This window comes from Gorillibacterium massiliense, assembly GCF_000455485.1.
GTDB lineage: Bacteria > Bacillota > Bacilli > Paenibacillales > NBRC-103111 > Gorillibacterium > Gorillibacterium massiliense.
In genome coordinates this window covers 67,123-90,736 of sequence record NZ_CBQR020000036.1, presented here as the reverse complement: position 1 = coordinate 90,736, position 23,614 = coordinate 67,123, and the positions used below count along the sequence as shown (strand labels likewise).

Sequence of the window (23,614 nt, the reverse complement as noted above, 5' to 3'; positions counted from 1 at the left end):
ATGAGTAGAATCTCTTAAGTGCAATCGGAAGCCTGTTGAGACGTTATTGCGCGGAAATCTCGAACTTTGTGCCGGCATCCCCAACGAAAACAATGGATCCTCCTGCGGGCAGCACGACCTGTTCCTTACCTCCGATGACACTGAAGTAGGTGCATGTTCCCTTCTCATCATAAACAGCAAAAGAGGCGTTCAAGGGCATGCCAACCTTAACAGTCTTGCCCCCGTCTTTGTCGCTTATCGTAAACCACTTGGCGTATCCGCTCATCGGAATTGTAACGATTGACTTCTTAGCAACGTCTATCGGCTTTACGGCGTCCTCGTTCACGAAGATACTTCCACCTAACTCCAGGTACTCAACGCCGTCCTGCGTAAAGAACGTATAACCTGTGAGATCCCGCCCGTTCACTCCCGGAATTTGCAATTCGGAGACGGCCTTATTCGGGCCGATTATTCGCTTATCCAACGCATACCCTGGCAATTGTTTCGACACGTTCAATTGGATGGATTTCAACACCAAATAAGCGATCGACGTATACTTCTCATTCAGCAGATAATACTTCTTGCCATCGCGGCGGATCCATGCCTCTTTCGTCTTTATCGAAAGATTTTGAGGCTGGAGCTTCTCGGCTTGATACAAGGACACAGCCATCTGCCCAAGACCTGGCAACGAAGCGTATTGACGCATCCATAAGTAGGTGTGGCCGTTACCCTTCGTCACGAAGCTGATTATCGCATTCCCATCCGCACTCCGGAACGTGCCATCCACCGAATACATGTAGATCTGGGATGGACTATCGGGCGACTGCTCCGAAGTGATGAACATGTCGCCGCCTTTGGTAATATCGATGTTCATCGTTGTACCGGTCGCGCCATAGATTCCCGAATACTTAAGCACAGACTCCGGCATATCGACCTCATCTGACGAGCCGTATGACTTCTCAGACTTGAATTCGGCAATTGTCCCTTTCTCTTTCAGCGCCTGAAGCAGGATTTCATTTGCCAGAAGCTCATCGTTTGTGCTGGACCCGCCGGACGTGACGACAGCTGCCGCCATGTCCTGCTCGGGAAGCACAACGAGTGCCGCGTGATAGAAAAGCGTGTCACCGCCTTTGGTCAGCGCCTTCATCCCATATTCGCTGAAGGGATACAGATTGACACTGTCCCAGCCAAGACCGTAAGTGATCGAGCTGTCCGCATCATCAGGCCACAAAGGTGTCTTATACTCGTCTTGTGCCATGGCCGTAGCCGATTTTCCGGACAAGACTTCTCCCAGTTCCCCGGTGAAAATTCGTGAGAATCGAGCTAAATCTTCCGCTGTGGAATAGATGCCTCCCGTTCCGATCGTGTTGAGCGTCTCGTTGGGAAGTTGTCCTATGTAGGAAGGATAATAGATTCCCGCCATCTTTGCATTGTTCGGAGAATCGAGCGGCGTCTCCGTATTGGCCATACCTAGAGGTTCCGTAATAAATCGATGGATATAAGAGGTAAAGTCCATACCGCTGACTCGCTCGACCAGAATCTGGGCTAGCGTAAATCCGTCATTGCAATAAACCGAATAAGCGCCTGGGTCCGCCTTCAAAGTCTGTCCGGCCAATTGCTTCAACAGTGTGTCGTGGGCATATGTATCGTTATCTTCGAATAAAAAGGCATCCGTAAACGACGATCCGTTCAGCCCGGAAGAGTGATTCAGTAGCATGCGTGGCGTAATCTGCTTGTAGCGTTCATCCTTCATCGTGAACTCGGAGATATACTGGACGACCGGCGTATCCAGATCGATTTTCCCTTGGTCGACCAACTGCATGACGGCAACCGTGGTAAACACTTTACTTATCGAGCCGATCCCGTACATCGTGTCTTTCGTGAGCGGCTTCTGTCGCTCCTTATCATTCTTTCCGGATTGGCCGGATACGACGATGTCGCCATGATCGATAATGACGTACTGCACGCTGTTCGTGCCGTAAGAGTTAGTGAGGAGATCGGCCTTCTCCTTTGCGTCTTGCCGGGTTACTTCGAAGGAGTTTAAAGCCTCGTTCGTAGGAGAGCCCATTGCTGCCGTTGGCACGGTTGTCGGTACAGCGCTTGGCTCAATCACCCCAGACGTATTACGCACCACTGCAGTGTGCTGCGTCTCTGCCGGTGCTATATTGCCGTCGCAGGAGGTTAGCAGCAGACACGAACATAACACAGCCCCCATTATCCATCGACTTTTCATCATTTGAACTCTCCTTTCTAAAGGTAACTCTTGCGAATAAAATAGCATAAATGCTGGAAACATCCTATCAAGCATTAGTTGAAGAAGATACCTTACCCCATGCAACCACCGCTTGAATTTTCGTTTAATACTAGATAGTTTTTCAACCATCTTTAGTCCCACGGCGCTTCACTCCAGTTCAAGAATGATTCCTCAGAAACATGATCTTTCTCTAATCGGATTTTTTCCAAGAGAGTCTCATTTCTGTAGCCACGCAGTGGATTTTGTTCTTGTCATGGACATGTTCATCGATGGTCACTGAATTTATTAAACTAGCGCTCCGGTCGCGACGAAATTCAACTTCTCGGATTACTTCGATGAACGAGAACCGACTTACTGAAACGGAAAAAACCAACATAAAAAACAGAGCATCTGAGGTCGTGCCTCAGATGCCTTTAATTTAGTATTTTTCTATGACTGGTTCATTTTTATTAATCTTCTACTCCTGTAGGCAGGTTTTTACCCGCTTCATTTGGCTTCGAGTACATTTTATTGAGTATAATCGTTTGCACGATAATGAATATACCACCTACCGCCCAATATAAGGGTAACGCGGCGGGCATCGCAAAAGCGAACACCCCCATCATGATCGGGGACAACAATCCGATGAAAGCCATTTGGTTATTTTGATTTTGCTGAACCTGCGTTGAAACAGATTGAGACACACGGAACTGAATGTAATACACCGCTGCGGCAATAAGCGGCAAAATCATATCTGTTTTCCCCAAGCTAAACCACAGAAAATCGTGAGCCGCAATCTCTGGGGTACGACGAATGGCGTTGTAAAATGCGAGGGTGATCGGCCATTGGAGAAGCACCGGCAAACACCCCATGTTTAAGGGATTAAATTGATGCTTCTGGTAGAGCTGCATCATCTCGACTTGCTGTTGCTTTTTTGCATCTGCACTGACGTCGTTCTTATACTTCTCCTTTAGTGCGGTTAACTCTGGCTGGAGGACGGCCATCTTTTCTTTCATGGCCATTTGCTTCTTCGTTTGATTCATCATTAGCGGCATGATCGCAAGTCTAATGATAAAAGTCAACAGCACGATCGATAATCCGTAGTCTCCGTGAAAAGCATTCGCGAAGAATTTAATCAAGTTCGAAAAGGGATAAATAAGGTAGTGATTAAATATCCCTGGCGAATCGGCATTAATCGGGTTTGATGAGGATGCCGTCGAACACCCGCTGAGCACAATGATCGGAATAATCCCAATCAACATAACGAGAACGGGCTTCGCCCATTTTTGTTGTAATACTATATTTTTCACCGTTGTCCTCCCTAATTGAATGTATGGAATATCAAAGTAGGGAAGGACAATTGTCGTCTTCATCAGGTGCTTCTTTTCGTCTGACGGTACGTGCTATCCACCGCTGAATGCCGTTGGGTTGCGACAGAATGACAGCCACAAACAAAGTTGAACCGGCTGCAGCCATTTCATGATCCCAGCGTATCTCTCGTAATGAAAAAGAGGTAAATGGAAGTAACACTACGGAGGAGATGAGAACGATCGAGAATGCCAATTGAATCAAGTCAAATAAATGCTCCAGTCAAGTTCACCTCTGCCTGAGCCATATTGGAAAAATTAGGCTAAATGATTATACGTTAGAAAAATTGTTTAGTTTCACTAACCTGCCCGTTAGTCAAACAGCCTGCCGGATTATTCCGGCAGGCTAAATCGTCCTATTGTATCCGTTAGCTCTGAACATCATTAGCGGCTTGCTCTTAAACTAGTGAAGTTGTTGCCCAAAAGCTTCCTGAGCCATTAGCCTATTCTGCGCTCTTCCTCAGCGAACGCCAGCACCTTCGCACGAAGCTCCTCTTTCATCTTAACCATTTCTTCTTCTGCGGATTTGCGCTGCGTCTGGCCGTCGCGCTGAATTCGGATCGTCTCCTCTAGCGTGGAGATTAAATCCTGGTGCGTTTTCTTCAGCGTCTCAATTTCGACGATGCCCTTCTCGCTTTCCTTGGCGATCTCAAGCGTGCCTTGCTTCATCATTTGCGCATTTTTCAGCAGCATGTCATTTGTCGTCTTCGTCACTTCCTGCTGGAGCTTCAACGCTTCGTTCTGACGGAATAGGCTGATCGCGATAATGATTTGCTGCTTCCAGATCGGAATTGTGTTCAAAATGGAGCTTTGGATCTTGTCCGAAAGCACTTGGTTGTTCGACTGGATCAGGCGGATTTGCGGCGCGGCTTGCAGCGAAATTGTCTGCGACAGTTTCAAGTCATACAGCTTCTTCTCGAATCGGTTCGCCGCGCTCACCAAATCGGTGAATTGTTGCAAAGCTAGTTGGTCACCGGACTCCTTTGCTTTCTTCTCCATTTCGGGTAGCACGGTTTCTCGCAGCTCTTTGAGTTTCATTTCCCCCGCTTCGATAAAGACGGACAGTTCTTGATAGTAGCCCGCGTTGCGGTCGAACAGCTCTTGTAGCGTCATCGTTTCTTTCATCAGCGTGTGGTTCGTTTTTTCCAGCTTCACCGAGATCTGTTCGACGTAAGCGTTGATTTCCCGGTATTGGCCGATGAACTTCTCGATTTTACTCGCGAACGACCGGAACAACTTGGAGATGAAGCCCCCCTTGTTATCCGACAGGCTGTCGACGTCGAGTCCCTTCAGCTTCAAGCTCAGGTCGGTCAAAATTTCGCCGGCGGCTCCAGAATCCTTCATCGTGACATGCTCCAGCACTTTATCCGAGAAGGAGCTCAGCTCCTTCTGCACACCTGCGCCATAATAAGTGACTGCTTGCGGGTCCGCCAAGTCCAGACTTGCCGCAATCGCTTTCGCTTTCTCCACTTGCTCTGGGGTCAAACCCGCGTTTTCCGTTACCGTCTGCAGTTCCGTCATTTGAATGACTCCTCCTTGGAATAGGTTATTGCAAATCTCCAATAATGCGGTCCATGATCGCGGCCGTCGGCATCGAAATGACCGCATCGATCGTTTCCGGGATGCCCGTGATGCCGAGCGCTTTCGTGTCATTTTGGATTTCTGTGAGGCCGGAGCGGAACCCGTGCTTCTTCCAAGCGAGCTCTTGGATCTTCGGATCCTTAAGCGCTGCAAGCAGTTTCTCGCCGTTAGGCGTAAGCGCGATCAGCGGATGGGAACTCCATACCGTCGGTTCAGGATAGAGGATGCGCATCCTGTCCTTCACTTGGCCCCAAACTTGTGGATTTTGCTGTGCGAACTCAATCATTTGGTTCTCATAGCCGACAATGATCGGTTTGGCTCCCATCCCCGTTTTCAAATATTGCTCGAACAGATCTCCCGATGACGGCTCCAAATACCCGAGACCTTCAAAGAACGCTTTGACCCGTGGCAGCGCGCTGCCGATATTGCTCTCGTTCGCGATACCTCCGCTGATCAGATTCGCGTATAGCCCGGCAAATTGGTTGCCCGAGTTCGATTTCGTCAGGTCAGTCGAGATAATCGTTGCCTTGCCATACAGCTTCGATGACGGGTGATCGGCGTTCGCCCCGAGTTCGTCCCAGGTTTTCCCGTCGGTGACGACCTGCAGGAGCGCCTGCGTATCTGCGAAATAGGTGTCACCTTCCTTGTGGACAATCTTTTGCGCGGTCAGAGCGTCTGCGATCCGGTCCCACGTGTAGAACACGATCGGAGAGTTGAAGATGATTTCACTCGATCGAACGTCTCCCGCATGCCCGTTCTTGAAAATCTCGAGGGCCACCTGGTTAGACGGGAACAGGAAGTCAGGTCCCGGAGCGTACGATTTAACCATGTCGATGCTGCCCGCCTTTTTCCAATCGACTGTAATTCCGTATTTTTCTTTCAAAATGCGAATGATCTCTTCGTCGTCAAACAACCCGGCTTTTTCTCCGCCCAGATATCCGGTCGCGGTAATGTTCCCCTTGGACCCGCCGGCTCCTTTGCTCGCGACAAAAGCGATGATCGCTACGGCAACCAGGATGAGGATTCCGACGATAATGCCCAGCTTCCTCCCGTTCACTGCATCCCCTCCGTTTTCAACATCTGTTGCAACATATCCAGCTCGACGTCCAGATCGAGCACATCATCGGAAACGAGCTTTTTCAGCTTCTTCTCGAACAAATCAGCGATTAGATCCAGCTGGCTCTCGGTTCTGGCGATGATTTCGATCACCTCCGGGTCAGTCAGCCCCTTGCGCTTAAGCTCCGTGTACTTGTTCAGAATTTTGCTTGTCGATTCCAAATCGTATGTAAAATATTGACGGATGATCTTCACGCTTTGCGGCTTCTGTTCCAGGACCTCGAAGATGCGGTCGGAGATGTCGGCGATTTTCTTAATTTTCACTTGTACAGCCGGATCGCCTGTAAGCGGTATGTAGCTCTTGATCGCCTTGACGTGAATGCGGCCTTCCTCGATCGTCCGCTTATAGAAATCGATAGATGTTTCGTCAAGCGACAGCGGTAAAGAAGCAATCGGCTTATTGCGCCAAATGAGCAGTACCGCACCGTATACTGCGGCTCCTGACGCGAACGAAAGCCAGAACGAAGCGCGGATGCCGAAAAGAAAGAGGAGGATGACCCCTGCTCCGAGCAGTCCGGCTAAAATCCCTTTTAACGTTTGCATGTGGACCGCTCCTCCTCTCTTAATTGTATCCTTTCGCTTCCTTGAAGGCGCTGATCAAGTCCTTCGTGCCGTCGAACAGTTTGCCTCGCGTCAGGTCGGAGAGTCTGACGAGCTGATCTTCCGAAGCGTCGCCGAACATGATTGGGAACACCGGAACGTCACGGCCGAGTGCGCCGTACAATCGCTCGAACTTTTCGTATGAGCCGTCCGACTTGCCGTCCGTCATCAGGATGACGGCGATGTTGTATTTTTCTGCGTCAACGCCTTTGATTTGCTCAAGCGCTTTGACGGAAGCGGTATAAATATCGGTGCCTCCGCCCGCAGCCAAATTCTCTATTTTGCCGAGCAGATCGTCGTAATCCTCGAGACGATTGGCTTCCCAGACGTCGATGACGTGGTCGCTGAACGGAATGGCCGTTACGACGTCCTCCTTCGAGCTCTGAAGCAAGTATTTACTTGCTTCCTGCTGGTTCAGGATTGTGCGCATCGCTTTCTTCAGTTGCTGCTCACCATTCTCGGCCATGCTCCCGGAATAATCGAGCACGTACACGGTGTAGCTCGGCTTCTTGAGCGCTGTCTGGTACAAGTTCATCGCTTCGAGCACGACGTCGGTACTCGGGAACGGGATCGGTGAGATCGGCCGGTTCAGATCGATGCCCCAATCCGGATTAAACACCTTCGGATCCACGCTGCTCACGACGCCGCCGAACCCTGTTCGCCGCCCGAGCGCGCCGATTTCCTTCTGCGCCGGCTCCGCGAGCAACGCGTCTTGTAATTTTCGAAAAAACGCTTCTTTATCCTTGTCTCCGTTGTCGATGTACCCAAGCGTAAAGTCCGCGATGCTGAGGCCATCGACCGGATAGACGATATAGAGCGGCTCTTTGCCTTCTTTGACGAGTTCTTGGTTCGTCTCGATGAGCACCGCTTCATAATTCACCATCGCGTTATAGGAACCGTCGCCCTTCAGGAATAGGTCTTTCAACCAACCCGAGCTTCCGGAGCTGCGGTTGACCCCTTGGAGCAGCTGCTTCACTTGCCCGCGAAGGTCCTCGTTCTGCAGGTCTTCCTTGGTGACGGCTTGATCCTTATTCAGGAACGCGTGTAAAAAGCCGAGGTATGCACTCAAGCCGGAGTTCGATTGGGTCGCCGACGTCATCATGAAGCGCAGCTTCTTGTCGATGACTGCCTTCTGGATGTCTCGGATTTTCACTTCCCGACCAACGAATCCGAGTTTCTCCGCCTTCGATTTCGTAATGCCAAACGCGATCGGGGACGTCATGACAGACTTGGCATATTTCACCTTTTTGTCCTTGTCGCCGAGGTCGATCCAAAACCGCGATGCGAGCCAAACGGCATCGAAGCGGTCCGACTCCGTCTGCAGCAAGCTCATGCTGTCGATCGAGCCTTTGTACTCGAATTGCACGTTGTACCCCTCGTCCTTCACGATTTTCGCGACGATTGGCTCCAGCGCCTTGTTCTCGGAACCGGACAGGATCGTGAACGTCTTTCCTCCATCCGAGCTTTTGCAACCCGCTAGCGCGGATAAAACTAAGATCAGGGCGAGTATGCTTGCCATAAAACGAATCATGTGAAACTTGCGAGCCTTGGGTGCCAGTCCCCTCATTCGTCTTTACACCTCTCATTCTCATCTGTTCCATATTTTATCAAGTGAGTATTCGCGGAATATTAACGTTTTGTAAAGTATAGAAATTAATGGGAAAATGCATCTTGTTTCAGATACGAAAAGAAGGTGCCTTAGTTTCAGGTTATAGCTGAAGACGATTTAGGCCTACTTCACTTAATGGATAATTCTACCGACGCTCTTTTTACCTTCAATGTTGGTTAATTTGTGTCCTTCAACGACAATGTAAGTACTTATGCTCTTGCCACACCAGTTAGGCTGATTCAATTGAATAAGAAAACCACCAGCTGCGTTCGGATGAACGAGACTGGTGGTTTACGGGGTATAGGAGCGATTGAGAAAACGATTAGTTCATAACTTGAAAATCGTCCACGTCGATACGGCTGCCGGAAGTACCGGCAACAACGACTTTAAAACGAACATTGCCTGTTGCCCCTACCGTAATCGTTTGTTGAGTGAGTGTGGACGTGCATGTTGTGGCGCTGGTCACGTCGATCCAGGTGGAACCGCCGTCCGTTGACTTTTGCAGCTTCCAGGTGGCACCGGTATCCGATCCGAAGTTGGCGATGGACAGCTGCACTTGGGAGGCACCTGAAACGTCGAAATTCATCGAGATGGCGCCGGCGGACTTGATGCGTGCCGCCTGTGTGCCATCTTTGACATCAGTGGACAAATTTCCCATGAGGGCATCGTCGAAATACCATGAGCCCGACGCGAGTGTTACATTACCTGCCGTATAGGTGCTTTTGGTACCTGATTCATAGGTTTCGGACATCGTTGCAGTCCCGGACCCTGATCCTGACCCAGAGCCAGATCCAGCACTAACGATCTGAAAATCGTCCACGTCGATACGGCTGCCTGAGGTGCCGGCAACAACGACTTTAAAACGAACATTTCCTGTTGCCCCTACCGTAATCGTTTGTTGAGTGAGTGTTGAAGTGCATGTTGTGGCACTGGTCACGTCGATCCAGGTGGAACCACCGTCCGTTGACTTTTGCAGCTTCCAGGTGGCGCCGGTATCCGATCCGAAGTTGGCGATGGACAGCTGCACTTGGGAGGAGCCTGAAACGTCGAAGTTCATCGAGATCGCGCCGGCGGACTTGATGCGTGCCGCCTGTGTGCCATCTTTGACATCAGTGGACAAATTCCCTATAAGGGCATCGTCGAAATACCATGAGCCCGACGCGAGTGTCACGTTGCCCGATGTGTAAGACGTCTTCGAGCCGGTTTCGAACATTTCCGAGAATGATGCCGTCCCACCGCCACCAGATTGACCGGAGCTATAGCCATAGGAGCCGGGCTTGAATGTAGAAGAATCATACCATAAATAACCGGACGGCGGAGTCGACCACGGCTCCTGTTGCGGTTCGGTCGAGTTGGCTGGGGTCTCCATGCTGAGCAGCTGAGTTGGCTGATCTTCCGTAAAGCCGCTGATGCCATCGAAGCTTGTATAACTTTCTTGCTTGGCAAGCCAATTGACAAGATTTACGAGCAGCGTCGAATCGTTCTGCTCCTGGAAACCGGCATATGTCGTTTTCGTCGCGCCGGTGTCCTCACGTTTATATTTCGGAGTCGCGTCTTCAACGGCTGAGGAGTCGCCGATGAACGCAGCTTTTCCCAGGCTGTTCTTCGCAATAGCTACCATCGGGCCTTCCGCACTACCGCCGCCATTGTAGACTCCCTGATCTACGGCGCTTGACCATTTCGGCGGATTGGCTGGTACGTATACGATGCCTTTGGCGTGGTGGGTATCGCCGATCGCCAGCGTCGCACCGGCATGCATGGCTACCGTAGAAACACCGGAGGTGATGCCGAGCGACTCCGATGAAGAAACGACAATGTTGGCCGTTACGTCGCCGATCGCATTATAACGGAAACGAAGTCCGAAGTTCGTCATCAGCCAGTCGGTACTCGTCACGTCTTGCATGGCGGCTGAAGAAGCTTCTCCGCTGTTCATCCCCTTCGTTGGGTTGCCGAAAGCGCCGCGGCGATAGCCGTTGAACGTCTCCGAACCGTCCCATCGGTTCAGGTTGCGGTCCGCATTATAATGATCACCGATGAACAGGATGCTGCCACCATTTTGCACGTATTGGAGAATGGCGCTTTGCTCGGACGTTTTCAGCGGAACGTTCGGTTCGGCCATCACGAATACTTGCGCCTGCTGCAGGTCGGTCAGCGTTATCGGCGTTGACTTGCGTAATTCCTTGACCATATAACCTTGACCCGCAAGTGCTTGTCCGAAGTCTGAGAAGCCGCCGTCAATGACCCAATCCGCAGCACCGGCAGTTTCTTCATGCGTGTTGTCGAACAGCACTGTTTTTCCGTTAGATATGCCTGTCGGATTAATGACCGGAGCTGGGTCGGACGCACCTTCCGCATTGATGCTGTTTACAGTCAGTACACTTTGCAGCAGTATTGCTGCCCCGATAACGCCAGCTTGCACAGCTTTCTTCCAATCTCTCATAATTTCATTCCCTTCTATAATTAGTGGCGATTGGAAAATCGTCCCATATATCATTATAGAAGAGAAACATTTCGGGGATGTTTAAATCATTTCGAGAATTTATTAAGAATTGGGCTAACCTGGTAAATTTCTTTCATAGACATTCAGAGTTTCTACGAAAAAGGTTGTTTGTCCCTTTTCTGCATCCTCATACCCCCATTAATTGATGTATCGAATATCGGGCAATATCGGGCCACAAAAAGAGACTGCCGTCATCGGCAGCCTCTTTTTATTCGAGCGTATCAGCACGGTTCAGGTTCAGTTGCGGGGCGGTGTGCTTGGGCCCAGGCGACCCAAGCGAGGATCACCAATAGGAGGACATTCGCCGCGGAAGTCAGGACCATCGTCATGCTGCTGCCGTTTGAGCTTTGCATATCCATCCCACCGTTTTTGGCATACAGAATCGCATACGTGTTGATCAACACCGTCACGCTGAAGCCTGCGCTCAGCCATAGCATTCTCTTGTCATTCAGGCTGCCGAAGGCTAACAGAGCCAAGGCCATCGCCGGGAATAGGTATCGCTCATGCATGCTGACGGATAAGGTGAACACGCCGCTAATCAGAAGCAGTGCGGCGGTTGAAGCAAAGGCGGCGTTCCGCGCCCGTAAACAGAGATAGCCGGTATAGGCGGTGATCAGGACGATGAAGATCATCCCCCACGTATGGTAGCTAAACAAGAACCAGGTGGTGGAGTCCTGCTTGTAGTTAGCTCCGATGAGGCTGTACAGGTTGTAGCCGTTCACTGATGCGTATGGGTACTCGTTCACCGTGTTGACATACAGCTTTGGTAGCCATGACAGCCCATTGTGGAGGCTGAAGGGGAGCAGGATGCCCGCAGCCGTCGCGAGTGCGGCTCCTCCCGCGGCCAGCCAATACTTCACCTGGCGGAGCCGGACCAGTTCGAAGAGGAATACGGGGAAGTAGATGATCGCCTGCGGTTTCATCAGCATTGTAGCGGCGAACACAGCGCCTGCCCAACCCATCCTGCGCTTGCTGAGAAGCATCACCGTCAGCACCACGAAGAACGTGAGAAACGAATCCACCTGTCCCCAGAAGACGGAATTGATCCAGACGGCCGGGTTGAAGATGTAGAACAGCGCCACGCCAAGGCTCGATATATAGGATAGTCGTTTGCTGCTGAGGCGGAACAGGAGGTAGCCTGTGCCCACATCCGCCAGGATCGACGGCAGCTTGACCAGCAAGGTCATGGACGAGCTGAGGCCAGGCAGCGATGCAAGCTTCCCAACCACATACAGCACTTCGTTGTAGAAGGGAGGATAGTCACTGTTGGTATTTTGATAAAAGGTTTTCAATCCCTTGGCGGCGGACATCGCCCAGTTCTCGAAGAGCTGCAGATCGTGGTGGCCGCCAACCCAAGGTGCCGCGGCGATCCGCAGTAGCAGGGCGATGCCCAGCACCAACCAGAGTACGGTTCGGTGGCTGCCCACACGGATCAGTAGAAGCTTCAGCCGGCGACGCAGAGCGTAGATAACGGCTGCAATGGCGAAGAAGGCGACGCTGCCGATGGCGACAGGCTTAGCATAGGAGGTGCCGGAGGACCATCCTCCGCCGCCGAACTGCCGGCCGCCATTAGTGAATCCTCCGCCTCCGCCACCGTCCCCGTTCATCCCGGGCCCGCCTCTGCCGACGCGGAAGCCTTGGCTTTGACCTTGACTCTGGCCCTTACTGCCGTTGCTTTTACTGGCGTTGTCAGATGGGGGCACCTGGCTTTGGCTGGAGCTTCCTTGATCTGCGCTACCTGGCTCGAAGCCGGAGACCGTTGGCTGCTGCGTTTGATCGCCATTCCCTGATTCTTGCGTGTTGCCTCCGGTCATCGGTGGCTGTGCCATACCCTGGTTTGCACCGCCTGACGTCCCGCCGTTGCCTCCTGCTGTCGAACTGTTCTCGCCCGGGCTTCCGCCCCAGCCTCTGCTCATAGCCGGGGAGCCGGTTCCGCCTACACCCGCAGATCCTTGACTGCGCCACACCGAATATCCCGCCAAGACGAGGGACAACACCAGCGCCAGCAGCAAAATCGGGATGCCCCAAGGCTTTCTTCCGAACACCGGAACGTGGCTTGTGGTTGGTTGGTCTGTTGTCATTAAGAATGGCTCCTTTTAACGCTTGATGGAACCCATCCTACACGACGAAGATGAATTGAAACTGTAGAGGATCTGAAAGATTTCTGAATGTCAAACAAGCAGTTCCATATTTACCTCTTCCCGTCGGACAGAAACTGCCGATTATCCGCGGTTCCCAGCCTTACGGCTAGGGCACCAGGATAGCGTCGTTTACAACTACCAAGATCTGAATGATGAGATCGATTGGGCTGCAAATATTAGAAAACGGAAAAAACCCATGATCTCAATTAATAAATATCGATCAAGGGTTTAATGTTTGTAAAAGTTTCATTAGAATGAGCGAATCAATAAGCCTGTTTTTTCCGACATAAAAGTCCAGCAATCAACTTTCATAGATTGCTGGACTTTTATGTAATTTTCATATTATAGGATCTATTTATCCTTAAGTTTATTAATTAAAGCTAATATTCGGTTACTCTTTGTTTCTTCCTTTTTGGCAATTTCAATATAATTTATCTGCTCTCGCTTCATGTAATCAGGCTGATTTAGGAATGTATCCAGAATGTGTTGTTCCGCAAGGTTTTTTGAAATGTAATCTGGTAAAACAATAGTACGATTTTCCTCACATTTTTTGAGAATGACATGGAGTTTGTCACCGAGCTCTTTATGAACATCTCTTCGAATAAATTCATTATAAACAAAATAATGCCCATTTTTTGACGGCAACAACGTATGCTCAAACTCATGCCCGTCAACGGTGATTTGAACAGATACTTTACCATTCGTATTAAATGTTTCCCTTACTGAATATGGGAAATAAACGACTTTCCATTTCATTTTACCTTCCAGCATCTTTATCTCACTATCAAATTCATAAACCATATGGAATAGCACTCCTCATTGTAAAGAAGCTACTTTCGATCACCCACGTTATCATTGCCACTTTACTGCTTCTAAGTGATTCGAATTCAGTATGTTGTTGCAATACCCTATATGATGTTGAACATGACGGATCTGCATTAGGATTACATCAGTTTTAGTTATTTCTTCGTATAGTACACATGGTTCCAATAGTCTGGCGTCAGTAAGCTCATCAAAAAACTTATGAGCCACACTTAGTATATCCTCAAGATAATTAGCCATTTCCTCTTTAGTAGGGTAGTCAGAGCACTCCTGATCTAGGGCTTCCGTTATATCCTTACCGAAGTCAGGTATTTTGAAATCCTCATCCTTCTGCTGCCTAAACCAAAATTTCATACTGGTTGTAGCATGAAATATATGCTTCCAGTATTTTTGCTTGGCATCCATCCAAAAATCATCAGGACATACTTCGATAAGATCCTTGAACATTTCTAATGTCGGTTCAAACTGTCTTCTTAAGACAGCTACCATCTTGTCACTCATGCTTATCAACTCAATTCTCATAATTTAGAATTTTGACTATATTCTTGATCTTAACAAACAAAACCTTCTCATTCTCAGATGTGCTATTGGCAGATTTGTGAACCAACTTGAAATCAAAAAAGTGCCGATGTGACTGAGAGGTCACACGGCACAAAGCCAAAATCGGCATACTATAAAATAGAAAATCCGCGGTTTCTGCGGAACTTAAAGTTAACATCTTTCAACTAGACTAAAGCGGCTGCCCTCTTCATGGCAACCGCTTCTCTTTACTGTCACCGCAAATGCATTGCGGCAGGTATTGTATGATAAATTCAAACGTCGACTATTCGGTTCGGTATAACTGACCACATACCGCATTAATGTCTGATCCTAATTGAGTTCGGACCGTAACGTTCACACCATATATCTTCAACGTCCGAACAAACGTTTTGATCCTTTCGGGATCAGATGGCATGTAGTTTTGAGGCGTCACGTCTGTCGTATTGTAGGGAATTAGGTTCACGTGGTAGAGATGTTCCCAAGCTCCCCTTCCCCTCAACAGAGCGGCAACCGCTTTCGCATGCTCCGTTGAGTCATTGAACCCTCGAAGAAGAATATACGCGATATACACCTTTCTTCCCGTATGCCGAATATGGTGATCCAATGCAATCAGCACGTCGTGGAGCGGAAACCGCTTATTGATCGGCATCAGTTCGCTCCGTTGATCATCGAACGGCGAATGCAGCGAAAAGGTTAGATTGACCTGCGGATACTCCCGTGTCAGTCTATCGATTCCCGGCAACAGGCCGATGGTGGATATCGTAATTCTTCGATGTCCTAAACCGAATAGATGCGGATTGGTCAAAATCGCCAGCGCATCGAAAAGGTGCGGGTTTGCGAGCGCCTCCCCCATGCCCATGAAGGACACGCTGTCTAAGGCGTGGTCGTTCAAGTGAAAGTGAAGCAATTGGTCGGTAATTTCGTCGGCGGTCAGATTTCGTTTCAAGCCGATAGTACCAGTGGCGCAAAAGCGACACCCGAACCCGCAGCCGCACTGAGTGGAAATACAATACGATTTCCACCCCCGTTCATAGGTAAGTCGAACGGCCTCTACCCGTTCGCCACCGCCGATGGCAAATAGCACCTTGCTGACCTGCTGCGATGTGAGTTCCTTTACCGGAATAACGCTGAAGACGTACGGGCCAATCGTCCGAGCCAACTCTTCTCGCAAAAATTTAGGTAGTATAGTGATCCGCTCGTATTCAGCAATTTTTGTTTGAAAATAGCGTCCATAATTTGCCCATACCGGTACGCAGGCTGCTTGAAGTCGGACAAGATTCGCCCAATCGTTTCATATTTCGAGGTTGGTTTCATGTGTTCTCCTTACCGCCGGAGAAAATGCAAAAAAGCAACCGTCATCCGGCGCTTTAATGCGTCATTAACCAACTATGCAGGAATAAACACGATGCGCTTACGGACGTAATCGCTACGTGCATTTGTCGATAGATTGGTAAACCTCCGGCAACAGATTTATTTTTTTGTGAACCAGGTCAATCGGTAGGAACCGGTTCACATAATCATCTACAACCTCAATGATCATCGCTTTCATCCTCCTAGAGTGAATTAAACTTTCACCTTTTCATAAATGTTGTCGTATCTGACGCCATAAGAAAACGTCAGGTTAGTTGCCTTTGATCAATGACATTCCAGAAAACTCCTTTGTTCACAAATAAAAAAAGCTACAAGAAAGTTGACCTTTCTTGCAGCTCAAAAAAGTTTAAATCCAACCCGACGTAGAGTCAGATCAGGATATATTTTTTGAGTGAAAAGAATGAGGTAACTTTCTTGCCAATAAAGAACAAAACAGAGCAAACAGATCTTGTTTTATTCTTAAACATAAGCAAGAAATATTACATTATCCTCTTCAACTCCTATCGTAAATGTCAGCGTAATATTAACATACCCGATATTTCATCGCAACTAACTCTAATAATATAGGTTCTTGTCCCCCGACATTTTTATCAAAACAACTACTCTTCTCGTTCAAATGTTCAAAAAAATGCGTAACGGCGTCCAATAGACGCTGAATCTTCGAAACTGAATGACATTAGTTCTTGTAAATGCTCATTACGCCCTCCCACTAATCCCCCAAAAATTTTACCGAAAAAAAATACTCAACCTGTCTATAGCCTAAGAGTTTGTAAGTATCCGGTTTGATAACATGAAACATGACAGAATGCCCGGGCCGTCTAATTATAACCGTTTCCCCAAAGACAGAGTCAAAAGGAATTTCATTTTTTATAATGGTTCAAATTGCATCGCGACTCAAGCTCATCCTCCATCGGAGGATATGTCACCCTGCCCTTTTCGAACAGGAAAAAATGATGATTTCAAGCAGCCATCTGCGCTGTTGAAGCCGTTTTTTCATTTTAATAGCATTCAACCATGCGTAACTGGTATCGGAACTTTAATGATAATTGTCGTACCGTCCTCATTGCTGAGTACCTGCATCTCGCCGCCGATCAGCCGCGAACGCTCCTGAATTCCCAGCAGTCCGTAGTGTCCGGCGTCTTTGCCAATAGCGTCCGTGTTGAAGCCAACGCCGTTATCTATAATCTCAATGCGCAGCAGCTCCCCTTCAGATGACATTGTCACGGAGACCTGATCTGCTTTGGCATGCCGGGCAATGTTGGTTAAACCTTCTTTTACGATATTAAGCAGATGCTCCATCATTAACCGCGATAAATGTTGGTGCAATAGCAGCTTCGTAGTCGTTTCAATCCCCGTCGCTTCTTGAAACCTTTCCACTTCATTGAGCAGCGCATCCTTAAAGTCTATCTCGGAGGCCGACTTCGTCCGCAGATTGTCGATGGCACGCCGTGCCTCCGCTAACGTCCGGCGCGCTCCGTACATAGATTGGTGAATAATCTCATGACCGCGTTCTACCCGGCCTTTTGACATATGCGCATCGGCCGCCTCTAGCTGCATAATCAGTCCGGCCAACCCCTGCGCTAACGTATCGTGCAAATCACGGGCCATCCGCTGTCGTTCATTGGCCAAAGTCAGCTCTTCAACTTTCCGATGAGCTTCCTGAAGATCTTGCAGAAAGCTTTGTATCCGCAACCGTTCATCCACCTGCCGGAAGAATAGGATGGCATACGCAATAATGATAATTAACATCAAGGTGAAAATCGGCAAAAAGACGATAAGCTCGCCGGTATCGCCTACGGTGAGCGCGGAATCAAAAAAAATGATTACGGCGATCAAAGTGATGAAGATCGCTCTTCGCAGCCGAAAGGAGAATCCGAGGCTTTGCGCGATGAGCACCGGTAGCAAACCGATCAAAACTCCTTGATAGCCGGAGGGCATCAAGATGGCACATAGATAGATCAGAATTCCCTGAATCGAAAAATAAATCCAGAATTGCTTCTGGGAGACCTTATAGGAATACCATAACAAAAGAACATGAACAAAGAACAAGCCCGTAAACACCGTTCCGGCCATGATCAACGGTTCATGGATAAATTGCATGATCATCGTGCTTATATAGACGAGCAGCCCCCAGATGAGAACCGGTATCCTGGAGGGAAACAAATCATTTCTCCGAGCCGTTTCGGTTTTTAATTTGTTCATGGACATTCCTCCTCCTTCAATTATACAACACCGAAAGTGTTAAACGAGCGTACACCCTGGAACACACCTTCCATCCAGCCTCTGAACGTGGTAAAACCAACCGCACGCGGACGGTTGGTTTTGTAAGAATCATTTGATCTGATTGCTAAGTGGCTGATTTGACAGTTCCCACTTTACGCAGCGCTTCGTTGCCCGTATAGCTATTGAGCAATTGTTCTCTTTTCTCTTCAACGATTCTCATCACTTCTTCGCCCTCTACATCCAGATTAGGCAACATGCGGTCAAGCCATTTCGGTAAGTACCAGGCGGCCTTGCCCAGCAACGTCATGATTCCTGGAACAATGATCATGCGTACGACGAATGCGTCGAACAGAATACCAAAAGCAAGGCCGAAGCCCATCACCTTCACGGTCGGTTCATCAGCCAACATAAATCCGGTGAAGACTGAAATCATAATTAATCCAGCTGCGGTAACGACCCCGCCACTGTGTTGAACTCCAGCCAGTACCGATTGTTTCGCATCTCCGGTTTTTTTGAATTCTTCACGCATACGGCTGACCAGGAATACTTCATAGTCCATTGCCAGACCGAACAACACGCCGACCAGTAGAATCGGCAGGAAGTTAAACACGCTTGTGGCCGAATGGAATCCGAATAGACTCTGGAAATGCCCTTCTTGAACAACATAAGTGACAAATCCGAGTGTAGCACCCAGCGAAAGAATGAACCCAAGCACAGCCTTTACCGGCACAAGGAGCGAGCGGAACACGACCATAAGAAGCACAAACGCCAGACCGACGATAATGAGACAAAATTTCGGCAACGCGTGATTAAGCTTTTCGGTGATGTCAATATTGACAGCGCTTGTACCTGTGATCATCAGCTCAACCTTGTCTTGCTTCAGAATTTCAGATGTATTGTTGCGGATTAGTTGAACTAGATCGGTTGTTTCGGAATCATGTGGTCCGGTCGTGGGAATTACGGTGATTAAGTACAACATTCCAGAAGGTCCGGGAACCGGTGGTGTAACGGTAGCCACATTCGGATAAGTCTTAAGCGTTTCAACGGATTTATTCAGATGGGCTTCACTATCTGCGCTACCGTCAGTTTTGGCAAGAATAACCAGCGGACTGTGGTAGCCTTTACCGTAAGCTTCGGTTAACAGATCGTAGGCGCGACGTTCGGTCTTCGTCGTCGATTTTTGGCCGTCATCCGGATTGCCGGTCTGCATATTGAAGAAAGGCGCTGCAATCGTTCCAAGTAGAGCCACACCAAGCACTGTAGCGATCAATGGACGGCGGGTGATCATACGGCCCCACAAATTTCCGTTTTTCTGACTGGTTCTACTTTTTGCTTTTTTGTTGGAAGCCTTAATCCTGTCTCCCATCAATTCAAGGAACGCAGGAACAAGGAAGATTGCAGCCAGAATGCCAGCGAATACGCAAAGTGCTCCGGAGAGGCCCATAATTGTCAAGAAAGGAACGCCGACGAATGAAAACCCGACCAAGGCGATAATAACCGTTACCCCTGCGAATACGACCGAGCTTCCTGCCGTACCGTTAGCGATGGCAATCGCTTCTCTACGTTCGTATCCCTCACTGAGCTGCTGGCGGTACCTTGAGATAATAAACAGGGCATAGTCGATGCCGACGGCAAGTCCGAGCATGCCCGACAGGGATAAGGCAAATGAGGGGACGGTCGTAATGTTCGAGCCTATAATAATCAGCATTATGCCGAAGCCAAGCCCAATACCTGCAGTCAGGATCGGCAGAATGCCTGTGAGTAACGAACCCAGCGCAATGGACAGAATCACCAGGGCAAAAATGACGCCAACACCTTCCGCCGGGCTACCCGTTTCCATTTTCACATACCCTGTACCGCTTAGCTCCGCTTCCCAACCGACATCCCGCAGTGATTTTGCAGCATTCAATACACGGTCTTTAGAGCTTCCTGTTACTGCATCGCCTGGCGTTTTATAGGTGATCGTTGCGTAGCCGATGGTACCGTCCGCGTTCATCGTTTGACCGTCGGTTGGGCTGACAACACTGCTAACCTGCGGATCTTTGGAGATCTCCTCCAATTTGCTGCTGACGAGTTGTTTGGAAGCATCGGAAGACAACGTCTCGTTTGCCGGCGCCTTTAGCACGAGTTGAATCTTTCCACTGTCATCGTGCATGTTTGGAAATTCCTTGTACATGACTTCAAGCGTTTTTTGTGATTCCAGACCTGGGATAGATGTTTCTCCACCGAAGTTAACTCCCAGCGACATTGCAACACTGGCAGCTACTATCAGCAGCAACAGACCTCCAAACAAAAACTTTAGTCGGTTCTTCGCAGCCGACAAACCGATCCGGTATAACATCTTGGCCATATAGTATCTCTCCTCTGTATAATTGTTTTTCTATATGGACTTATCTTACTTTCTGATATAATCTCCGCCATCGTCCAAAGGGGCGACTGCTTTCTGCCCTTTCGGGCAGCCCGTTTTACCCTATAAAATACCAACCAACAAATGAAAGATTATGTTAGCCACTCCCGTCAAATCTATTGACCACTAAAAAAGGTTGAGCAGATTTCAGTCTGCTCAACCTTTATTCAACAATCTTACTTCTAGCCAACCATTTCCAATCGCCTTTATAGATGATCGGAACCAAAATGTCATCTGTAACTAGATGAATAAAAAAACGGCGGATGCCGGATAAGCTGAAATACAATATTACATTTTAATTAAACCCTTCTCGAGCGCTAAAGCCACTGCCTGCGGTCTAGAATCGACGCCCAGTTTGTTGTATATGCTGGTCAGATGGGCTTTTACAGTCCGTTCGGCGATGCCTAGATCGAAGGCGATTTCCTTGCTTTTAAAGCCTTGCGCGACATATTGCAGAATCCTTTGTTCTTTGTCAGACAGCAACCCCGCATACGCCTTGGGTGGCTGCTCCTCATCTGGCAATTCTTTCACGGAGATGACCCGCTGCATCATGTCCGCCGAGAGCAATGTCTCCCCTCGCACCGCCGCTTCAATATTTCGAAACAGATTGTCCCGGCTCGTATCTTTTAGCAAATACCCTTTGGCTCCGAGCGCAAGACCACTGATTACCAAATCGTCTTCATTGTAGGTTGTCAAAATAATGACCGGGACGCTCCAGTTTCTGTTTTTAATCACCTTCATCGTTTCCAGTCCGCTCATGACCGGCATGTTGAGATCCATTAGCACTACATCCGGCTGCAGTTTCTCAATCTGCCTAATGGCCTCCTCCCCGTTGATCGCTTCGCCGACGACATAAAAACAGTCACTGGTCTCCAAGATCATCTTGAGCCCTTCACGTACCACAAAATGATCATCTACAATCAAAACGTTTATCATCATTAATCTCCTTCATCTACTGTGCGTGAAGATATGGCTTTTGAACAGCCCACTGCTTCGTTCCAGACGCAAATATAAGGTACCTCTGTCGCCTGTGAACAGCTCCTCCTGAAAATAGAGATTGGCTACTGTCCGTTCCACCGCACGCTCCATAATCGCACTTCTTCTGATGTCAGAATACTCTTTGGTATTGGCGTCAGTCAATGTTGGTGGCAATCGTACAGAGAACAAAAACAACCCCAAAAGCGATCCTACCAGCATCACGGTTAAGCTGTTTGGAGCTTCTTGAGGGTGTTTGTGCTGTTCGTTCCACTTCAGGACGATTTTGCAATAGGATTTGCGCGCCAATATTACGGCTTCAACATTATTTGTCATTTCACGTTCTGCATATGTCGAAGAAAATAATCTGGGATGAAAGTATGGTGCCTTCCGTCCGGTAACATGTCCCGATCCCTTGACTTACTTGTCTGCACTTCCAATGGGCTTTGCTGCTTGAGACAGTAAGCCGGCAAAGGTTACCGCTATAAGCACAACAATTAAGGCGCGCAACAGGCCGACAGATTGACCAATAATCCCTAACACGGGCGGTCCGACAAGAAATGCGAGATAACCGAGGGTCGATACTGCGCCTACTCTTGCCACTACTCCGCGCGGATCGTCTCCCGCAGCAGATAGCCCCACCGGAAAGCCGCATGCTGCGCCAAATCCCCAAAGCACAACTCCGACAATTGCTACTGCGTAACTCTGACCCAAAATAACAATAAGCAGTCCTGTTATTGCAAAGAACGCGGATGCTCGGAGAACGATAACTCTGCCAAACCGGTCAAGCAACACTCCACCCGCTGCACGGCAAATCGTCATCGCGGCTACAAACAGTCCAAAAGCGAATGAACCCTCAGCAGGCGTAACTTTGTAGCCGTCCACCATAACAAGTGGCAACCAGTCATTTGCCGAACCTTCCGCAAAAACCATTCCAAGTACGATGATACCGATCAGAGCGGTACGCCGTTCTTTCCATACGGCCATGCGTTCCTTGGCGCCCATTGGAGGTTCCATCGACGGATGGATCGGAGCAATAGTCGCCCTAATCGCGATGTTTCTTCCCTCCTTTCTGTTGGTGATAGGCGCATTACCGTTTTGGGATGCCGTTCGCCGTCGCCCAAATTTTCAGTCGATCTTAAAAGGGATTAACGCCGCCGTTGTTGGCATTTTGCTCGCTGCCCTGTTTAACCCAGTTTGGATAAAGGCAATTCATACGCCTTACGACTTTTGTCTTGCTATCGCTGCGTTTGGTTTACTTATGTTATGGAAACTTCCTCCTTGGGTAATTGTATTAATCTCCGCAATCGGTGGTGCCTTGATCTCTGTTTTTTCCTAATATCGTTATGGATATATAAAAGGAACTGTTCTTCGAGGCGCTGATGGATGATATGAATTATTGTCCAGAAAACGCCAACATTAGATTATGATCAACCCTTCATTTTCCAAACAGCTCACTGTAACTATGGACAATTATCCATTATAGAATATGTCAGGAGGTGTTTTAATGGATTATGGATTTAGCGGTTATTACCGCCAACACCCCAGTATTCCTCCGACATTAAGTCAAATTTTGGAGAGATGGACTGGCGAGCCAAAGAAAACAGTTTTTTTGTTAATCAATAAATATGGTTTACCAAATGATGCAAGCTTGACAAAAATTACTTGGTTTAATAATGGACCTTGGAAGCGAACGATTGTTCATCAGCATACAGTCCTTCATAACTCTCCGACTCCGCATCTTGATTATTTAGAACAAACCATTGATTATAGAGTCCCTGTTCAATATTTTGATGACTTAGCACGGTTTGATGGCAGTTTATATCCAGACCGTACAGCTGGAGAGGCTTCGGCAAAATGTGACCAAGAAGCGGCGAATTTTATGGCTTTAAACCTGATGGACGATATTGTGACTGGCAAGCGTACCGTAGAAGATTCCCGTCGTGCTGCTGAAGAAATTGAAAAAGCTTTTCGCTTAAAAGGTCAATATTCTCCTTACACCCAAGGCTTCTTATTCCCAAAACAATTTCATACTGCTGACCCCGATGTCGCATCCTTTTAAGACAATCTATTGCCTAAAATGTCCAATCAAAGTGTTTATTTGTAGCAATAAAAAAGCCGACTCGTTTCTCAACTCGTGAGAAGCAAGT

Annotated in this window: 17 protein-coding genes and 1 pseudogene; 2 read left to right on the top strand and 16 right to left on the bottom strand. The window is 48.6% G+C overall.

Going from position 1 to position 23,614, the window contains the following annotated elements; translation table 11 throughout:
* Positions 1–43: 43 nt before the first annotated feature.
* The 16 genes and pseudogenes from TJ79_RS04195 to TJ79_RS04115 form a co-directional block, all read right to left on the bottom strand.
* On the bottom strand, positions 44–2,215 hold the full coding sequence (locus tag TJ79_RS04195) for a serine hydrolase domain-containing protein (protein WP_040949020.1): 2,172 nt from the start codon (positions 2,213–2,215) through the stop codon (positions 44–46).
* Between the two features lie 467 nt (positions 2,216–2,682).
* A complete protein-coding gene (gene yidC, locus TJ79_RS04190; protein WP_238322773.1) occupies positions 2,683–3,522 on the bottom strand; it encodes a membrane protein insertase YidC in 840 nt (279 codons plus the stop codon).
* 495 nt (positions 3,523–4,017) lie between these two features.
* Positions 4,018–5,100 (bottom strand): toxic anion resistance protein, encoded by a 1,083-nt coding sequence (locus TJ79_RS04185; RefSeq protein ID WP_040949019.1) that lies wholly within the window; start codon positions 5,098–5,100, stop codon positions 4,018–4,020.
* Between the two features lie 25 nt (positions 5,101–5,125).
* A complete protein-coding gene (locus TJ79_RS04180) occupies positions 5,126–6,217 on the bottom strand; it encodes a substrate-binding domain-containing protein (protein ID WP_040949018.1) in 1,092 nt (363 codons plus the stop codon).
* Entirely contained in the window at positions 6,214–6,819 is a 606-nt protein-coding gene (locus TJ79_RS04175) for a 5-bromo-4-chloroindolyl phosphate hydrolysis family protein (RefSeq protein WP_040949017.1), read from the bottom strand. The genes TJ79_RS04180 and TJ79_RS04175 overlap by 4 nt, the downstream gene beginning before the upstream one ends.
* Positions 6,820–6,838: 19 nt before the next feature.
* The gene (locus tag TJ79_RS04170; protein ID WP_052339248.1) at positions 6,839–8,443 is read right to left on the bottom strand and encodes a VWA domain-containing protein; all 1,605 of its coding nucleotides are present in this window, start codon (positions 8,441–8,443) and stop codon (positions 6,839–6,841) included.
* A 364-nt stretch (positions 8,444–8,807) separates the two neighbouring features.
* On the bottom strand, positions 8,808–10,925 hold the full coding sequence (locus TJ79_RS27925; protein WP_040949016.1) for a motility-associated ABC transporter substrate-binding family protein: 2,118 nt from the start codon (positions 10,923–10,925) through the stop codon (positions 8,808–8,810).
* 281 nt (positions 10,926–11,206) lie between these two features.
* The gene (locus TJ79_RS04160; protein ID WP_052339247.1) at positions 11,207–13,066 is read right to left on the bottom strand and encodes a glycosyltransferase 87 family protein; all 1,860 of its coding nucleotides are present in this window, start codon (positions 13,064–13,066) and stop codon (positions 11,207–11,209) included.
* A gap of 411 nt (positions 13,067–13,477) precedes the next feature.
* A complete protein-coding gene (locus tag TJ79_RS04155; RefSeq protein WP_040949015.1) occupies positions 13,478–13,927 on the bottom strand; it encodes a YdeI/OmpD-associated family protein in 450 nt (149 codons plus the stop codon).
* A 51-nt stretch (positions 13,928–13,978) separates the two neighbouring features.
* A complete protein-coding gene (locus TJ79_RS04150) occupies positions 13,979–14,449 on the bottom strand; it encodes a DinB family protein (protein WP_162162909.1) in 471 nt (156 codons plus the stop codon).
* A 322-nt stretch (positions 14,450–14,771) separates the two neighbouring features.
* Positions 14,772–15,802, bottom strand: a pseudogene (locus tag TJ79_RS04140) (Cfr family 23S rRNA (adenine(2503)-C(8))-methyltransferase).
* 1,065 nt (positions 15,803–16,867) lie between these two features.
* Positions 16,868–18,061: a sensor histidine kinase gene (locus TJ79_RS04135; RefSeq protein WP_040949012.1), complete on the bottom strand. Its 1,194-nt coding sequence runs from the start codon at positions 18,059–18,061 to the stop codon at positions 16,868–16,870.
* Between the two features lie 145 nt (positions 18,062–18,206).
* Positions 18,207–20,432 (bottom strand): MMPL family transporter, encoded by a 2,226-nt coding sequence (locus TJ79_RS04130; RefSeq protein WP_052339245.1) that lies wholly within the window; start codon positions 20,430–20,432, stop codon positions 18,207–18,209.
* Positions 20,433–20,777: 345 nt separating this feature from the next.
* Positions 20,778–21,428 carry a response regulator gene (locus tag TJ79_RS04125; RefSeq protein WP_040949011.1) on the bottom strand — a complete coding sequence of 217 codons (651 nt, stop codon included), beginning with the start codon at positions 21,426–21,428 and terminating at the stop codon, positions 20,778–20,780.
* A gap of 9 nt (positions 21,429–21,437) precedes the next feature.
* Positions 21,438–21,800, bottom strand: coding sequence for a hypothetical protein (locus TJ79_RS04120; protein WP_040949010.1), 363 nt, complete (start codon positions 21,798–21,800; stop codon positions 21,438–21,440).
* An 84-nt stretch (positions 21,801–21,884) separates the two neighbouring features.
* Positions 21,885–22,481 carry an MFS transporter gene (locus tag TJ79_RS04115; RefSeq protein WP_081756688.1) on the bottom strand — a complete coding sequence of 199 codons (597 nt, stop codon included), beginning with the start codon at positions 22,479–22,481 and terminating at the stop codon, positions 21,885–21,887.
* Here TJ79_RS04115 and TJ79_RS04110 point away from each other — a divergent pair.
* Together TJ79_RS04110 and TJ79_RS04105 are read left to right on the top strand one after the other, a co-directional pair.
* Positions 22,408–22,803, top strand: a complete 396-nt coding sequence (locus TJ79_RS04110) for a chromate transporter (protein ID WP_081756701.1) — start codon at positions 22,408–22,410, stop codon at positions 22,801–22,803. The two genes, TJ79_RS04115 and TJ79_RS04110, sit on opposite strands and share 74 nt — an antisense overlap.
* Before the next feature lie 168 nt (positions 22,804–22,971).
* Entirely contained in the window at positions 22,972–23,526 is a 555-nt protein-coding gene (locus TJ79_RS04105; RefSeq protein ID WP_040949008.1) for a hypothetical protein, read from the top strand.
* Positions 23,527–23,614: the final 88 nt, after the last annotated feature.

Excerpts from the sequence above, each read along its gene's own strand:
- TJ79_RS04115 (WP_081756688.1), bottom strand. The coding sequence starts at position 22,481 with ATGGAACCTCCAATGGGCGCCAAGGAACGCATGGCCGTATGGAAAGAA.
- TJ79_RS27925 (WP_040949016.1), bottom strand. The coding sequence starts at position 10,925 with ATGAGAGATTGGAAGAAAGCTGTGCAAGCTGGCGTTATCGGGGCAGCA.
- TJ79_RS04195 (WP_040949020.1), bottom strand. The coding sequence starts at position 2,215 with ATGATGAAAAGTCGATGGATAATGGGGGCTGTGTTATGTTCGTGTCTG.
- TJ79_RS04175 (WP_040949017.1), bottom strand. The coding sequence starts at position 6,819 with ATGCAAACGTTAAAAGGGATTTTAGCCGGACTGCTCGGAGCAGGGGTC.
- TJ79_RS04150 (WP_162162909.1), bottom strand. The coding sequence starts at position 14,449 with ATGAGTGACAAGATGGTAGCTGTCTTAAGAAGACAGTTTGAACCGACA.
- TJ79_RS04135 (WP_040949012.1), bottom strand. The coding sequence starts at position 18,061 with ATGAACAAATTAAAAACCGAAACGGCTCGGAGAAATGATTTGTTTCCC.
- TJ79_RS04105 (WP_040949008.1), top strand. The coding sequence starts at position 22,972 with ATGGATTATGGATTTAGCGGTTATTACCGCCAACACCCCAGTATTCCT.
- TJ79_RS04125 (WP_040949011.1), bottom strand. The coding sequence starts at position 21,428 with ATGATGATAAACGTTTTGATTGTAGATGATCATTTTGTGGTACGTGAA.
- TJ79_RS04155 (WP_040949015.1), bottom strand. The coding sequence starts at position 13,927 with ATGGTTTATGAATTTGATAGTGAGATAAAGATGCTGGAAGGTAAAATG.
- TJ79_RS04110 (WP_081756701.1), top strand. The coding sequence starts at position 22,408 with ATGATACCGATCAGAGCGGTACGCCGTTCTTTCCATACGGCCATGCGT.
- TJ79_RS04160 (WP_052339247.1), bottom strand. The coding sequence starts at position 13,066 with ATGACAACAGACCAACCAACCACAAGCCACGTTCCGGTGTTCGGAAGA.
- TJ79_RS04185 (WP_040949019.1), bottom strand. The coding sequence starts at position 5,100 with ATGACGGAACTGCAGACGGTAACGGAAAACGCGGGTTTGACCCCAGAG.
- TJ79_RS04130 (WP_052339245.1), bottom strand. The coding sequence starts at position 20,432 with ATGGCCAAGATGTTATACCGGATCGGTTTGTCGGCTGCGAAGAACCGA.
- TJ79_RS04170 (WP_052339248.1), bottom strand. The coding sequence starts at position 8,443 with ATGAGGGGACTGGCACCCAAGGCTCGCAAGTTTCACATGATTCGTTTT.
- TJ79_RS04120 (WP_040949010.1), bottom strand. The coding sequence starts at position 21,800 with ATGACAAATAATGTTGAAGCCGTAATATTGGCGCGCAAATCCTATTGC.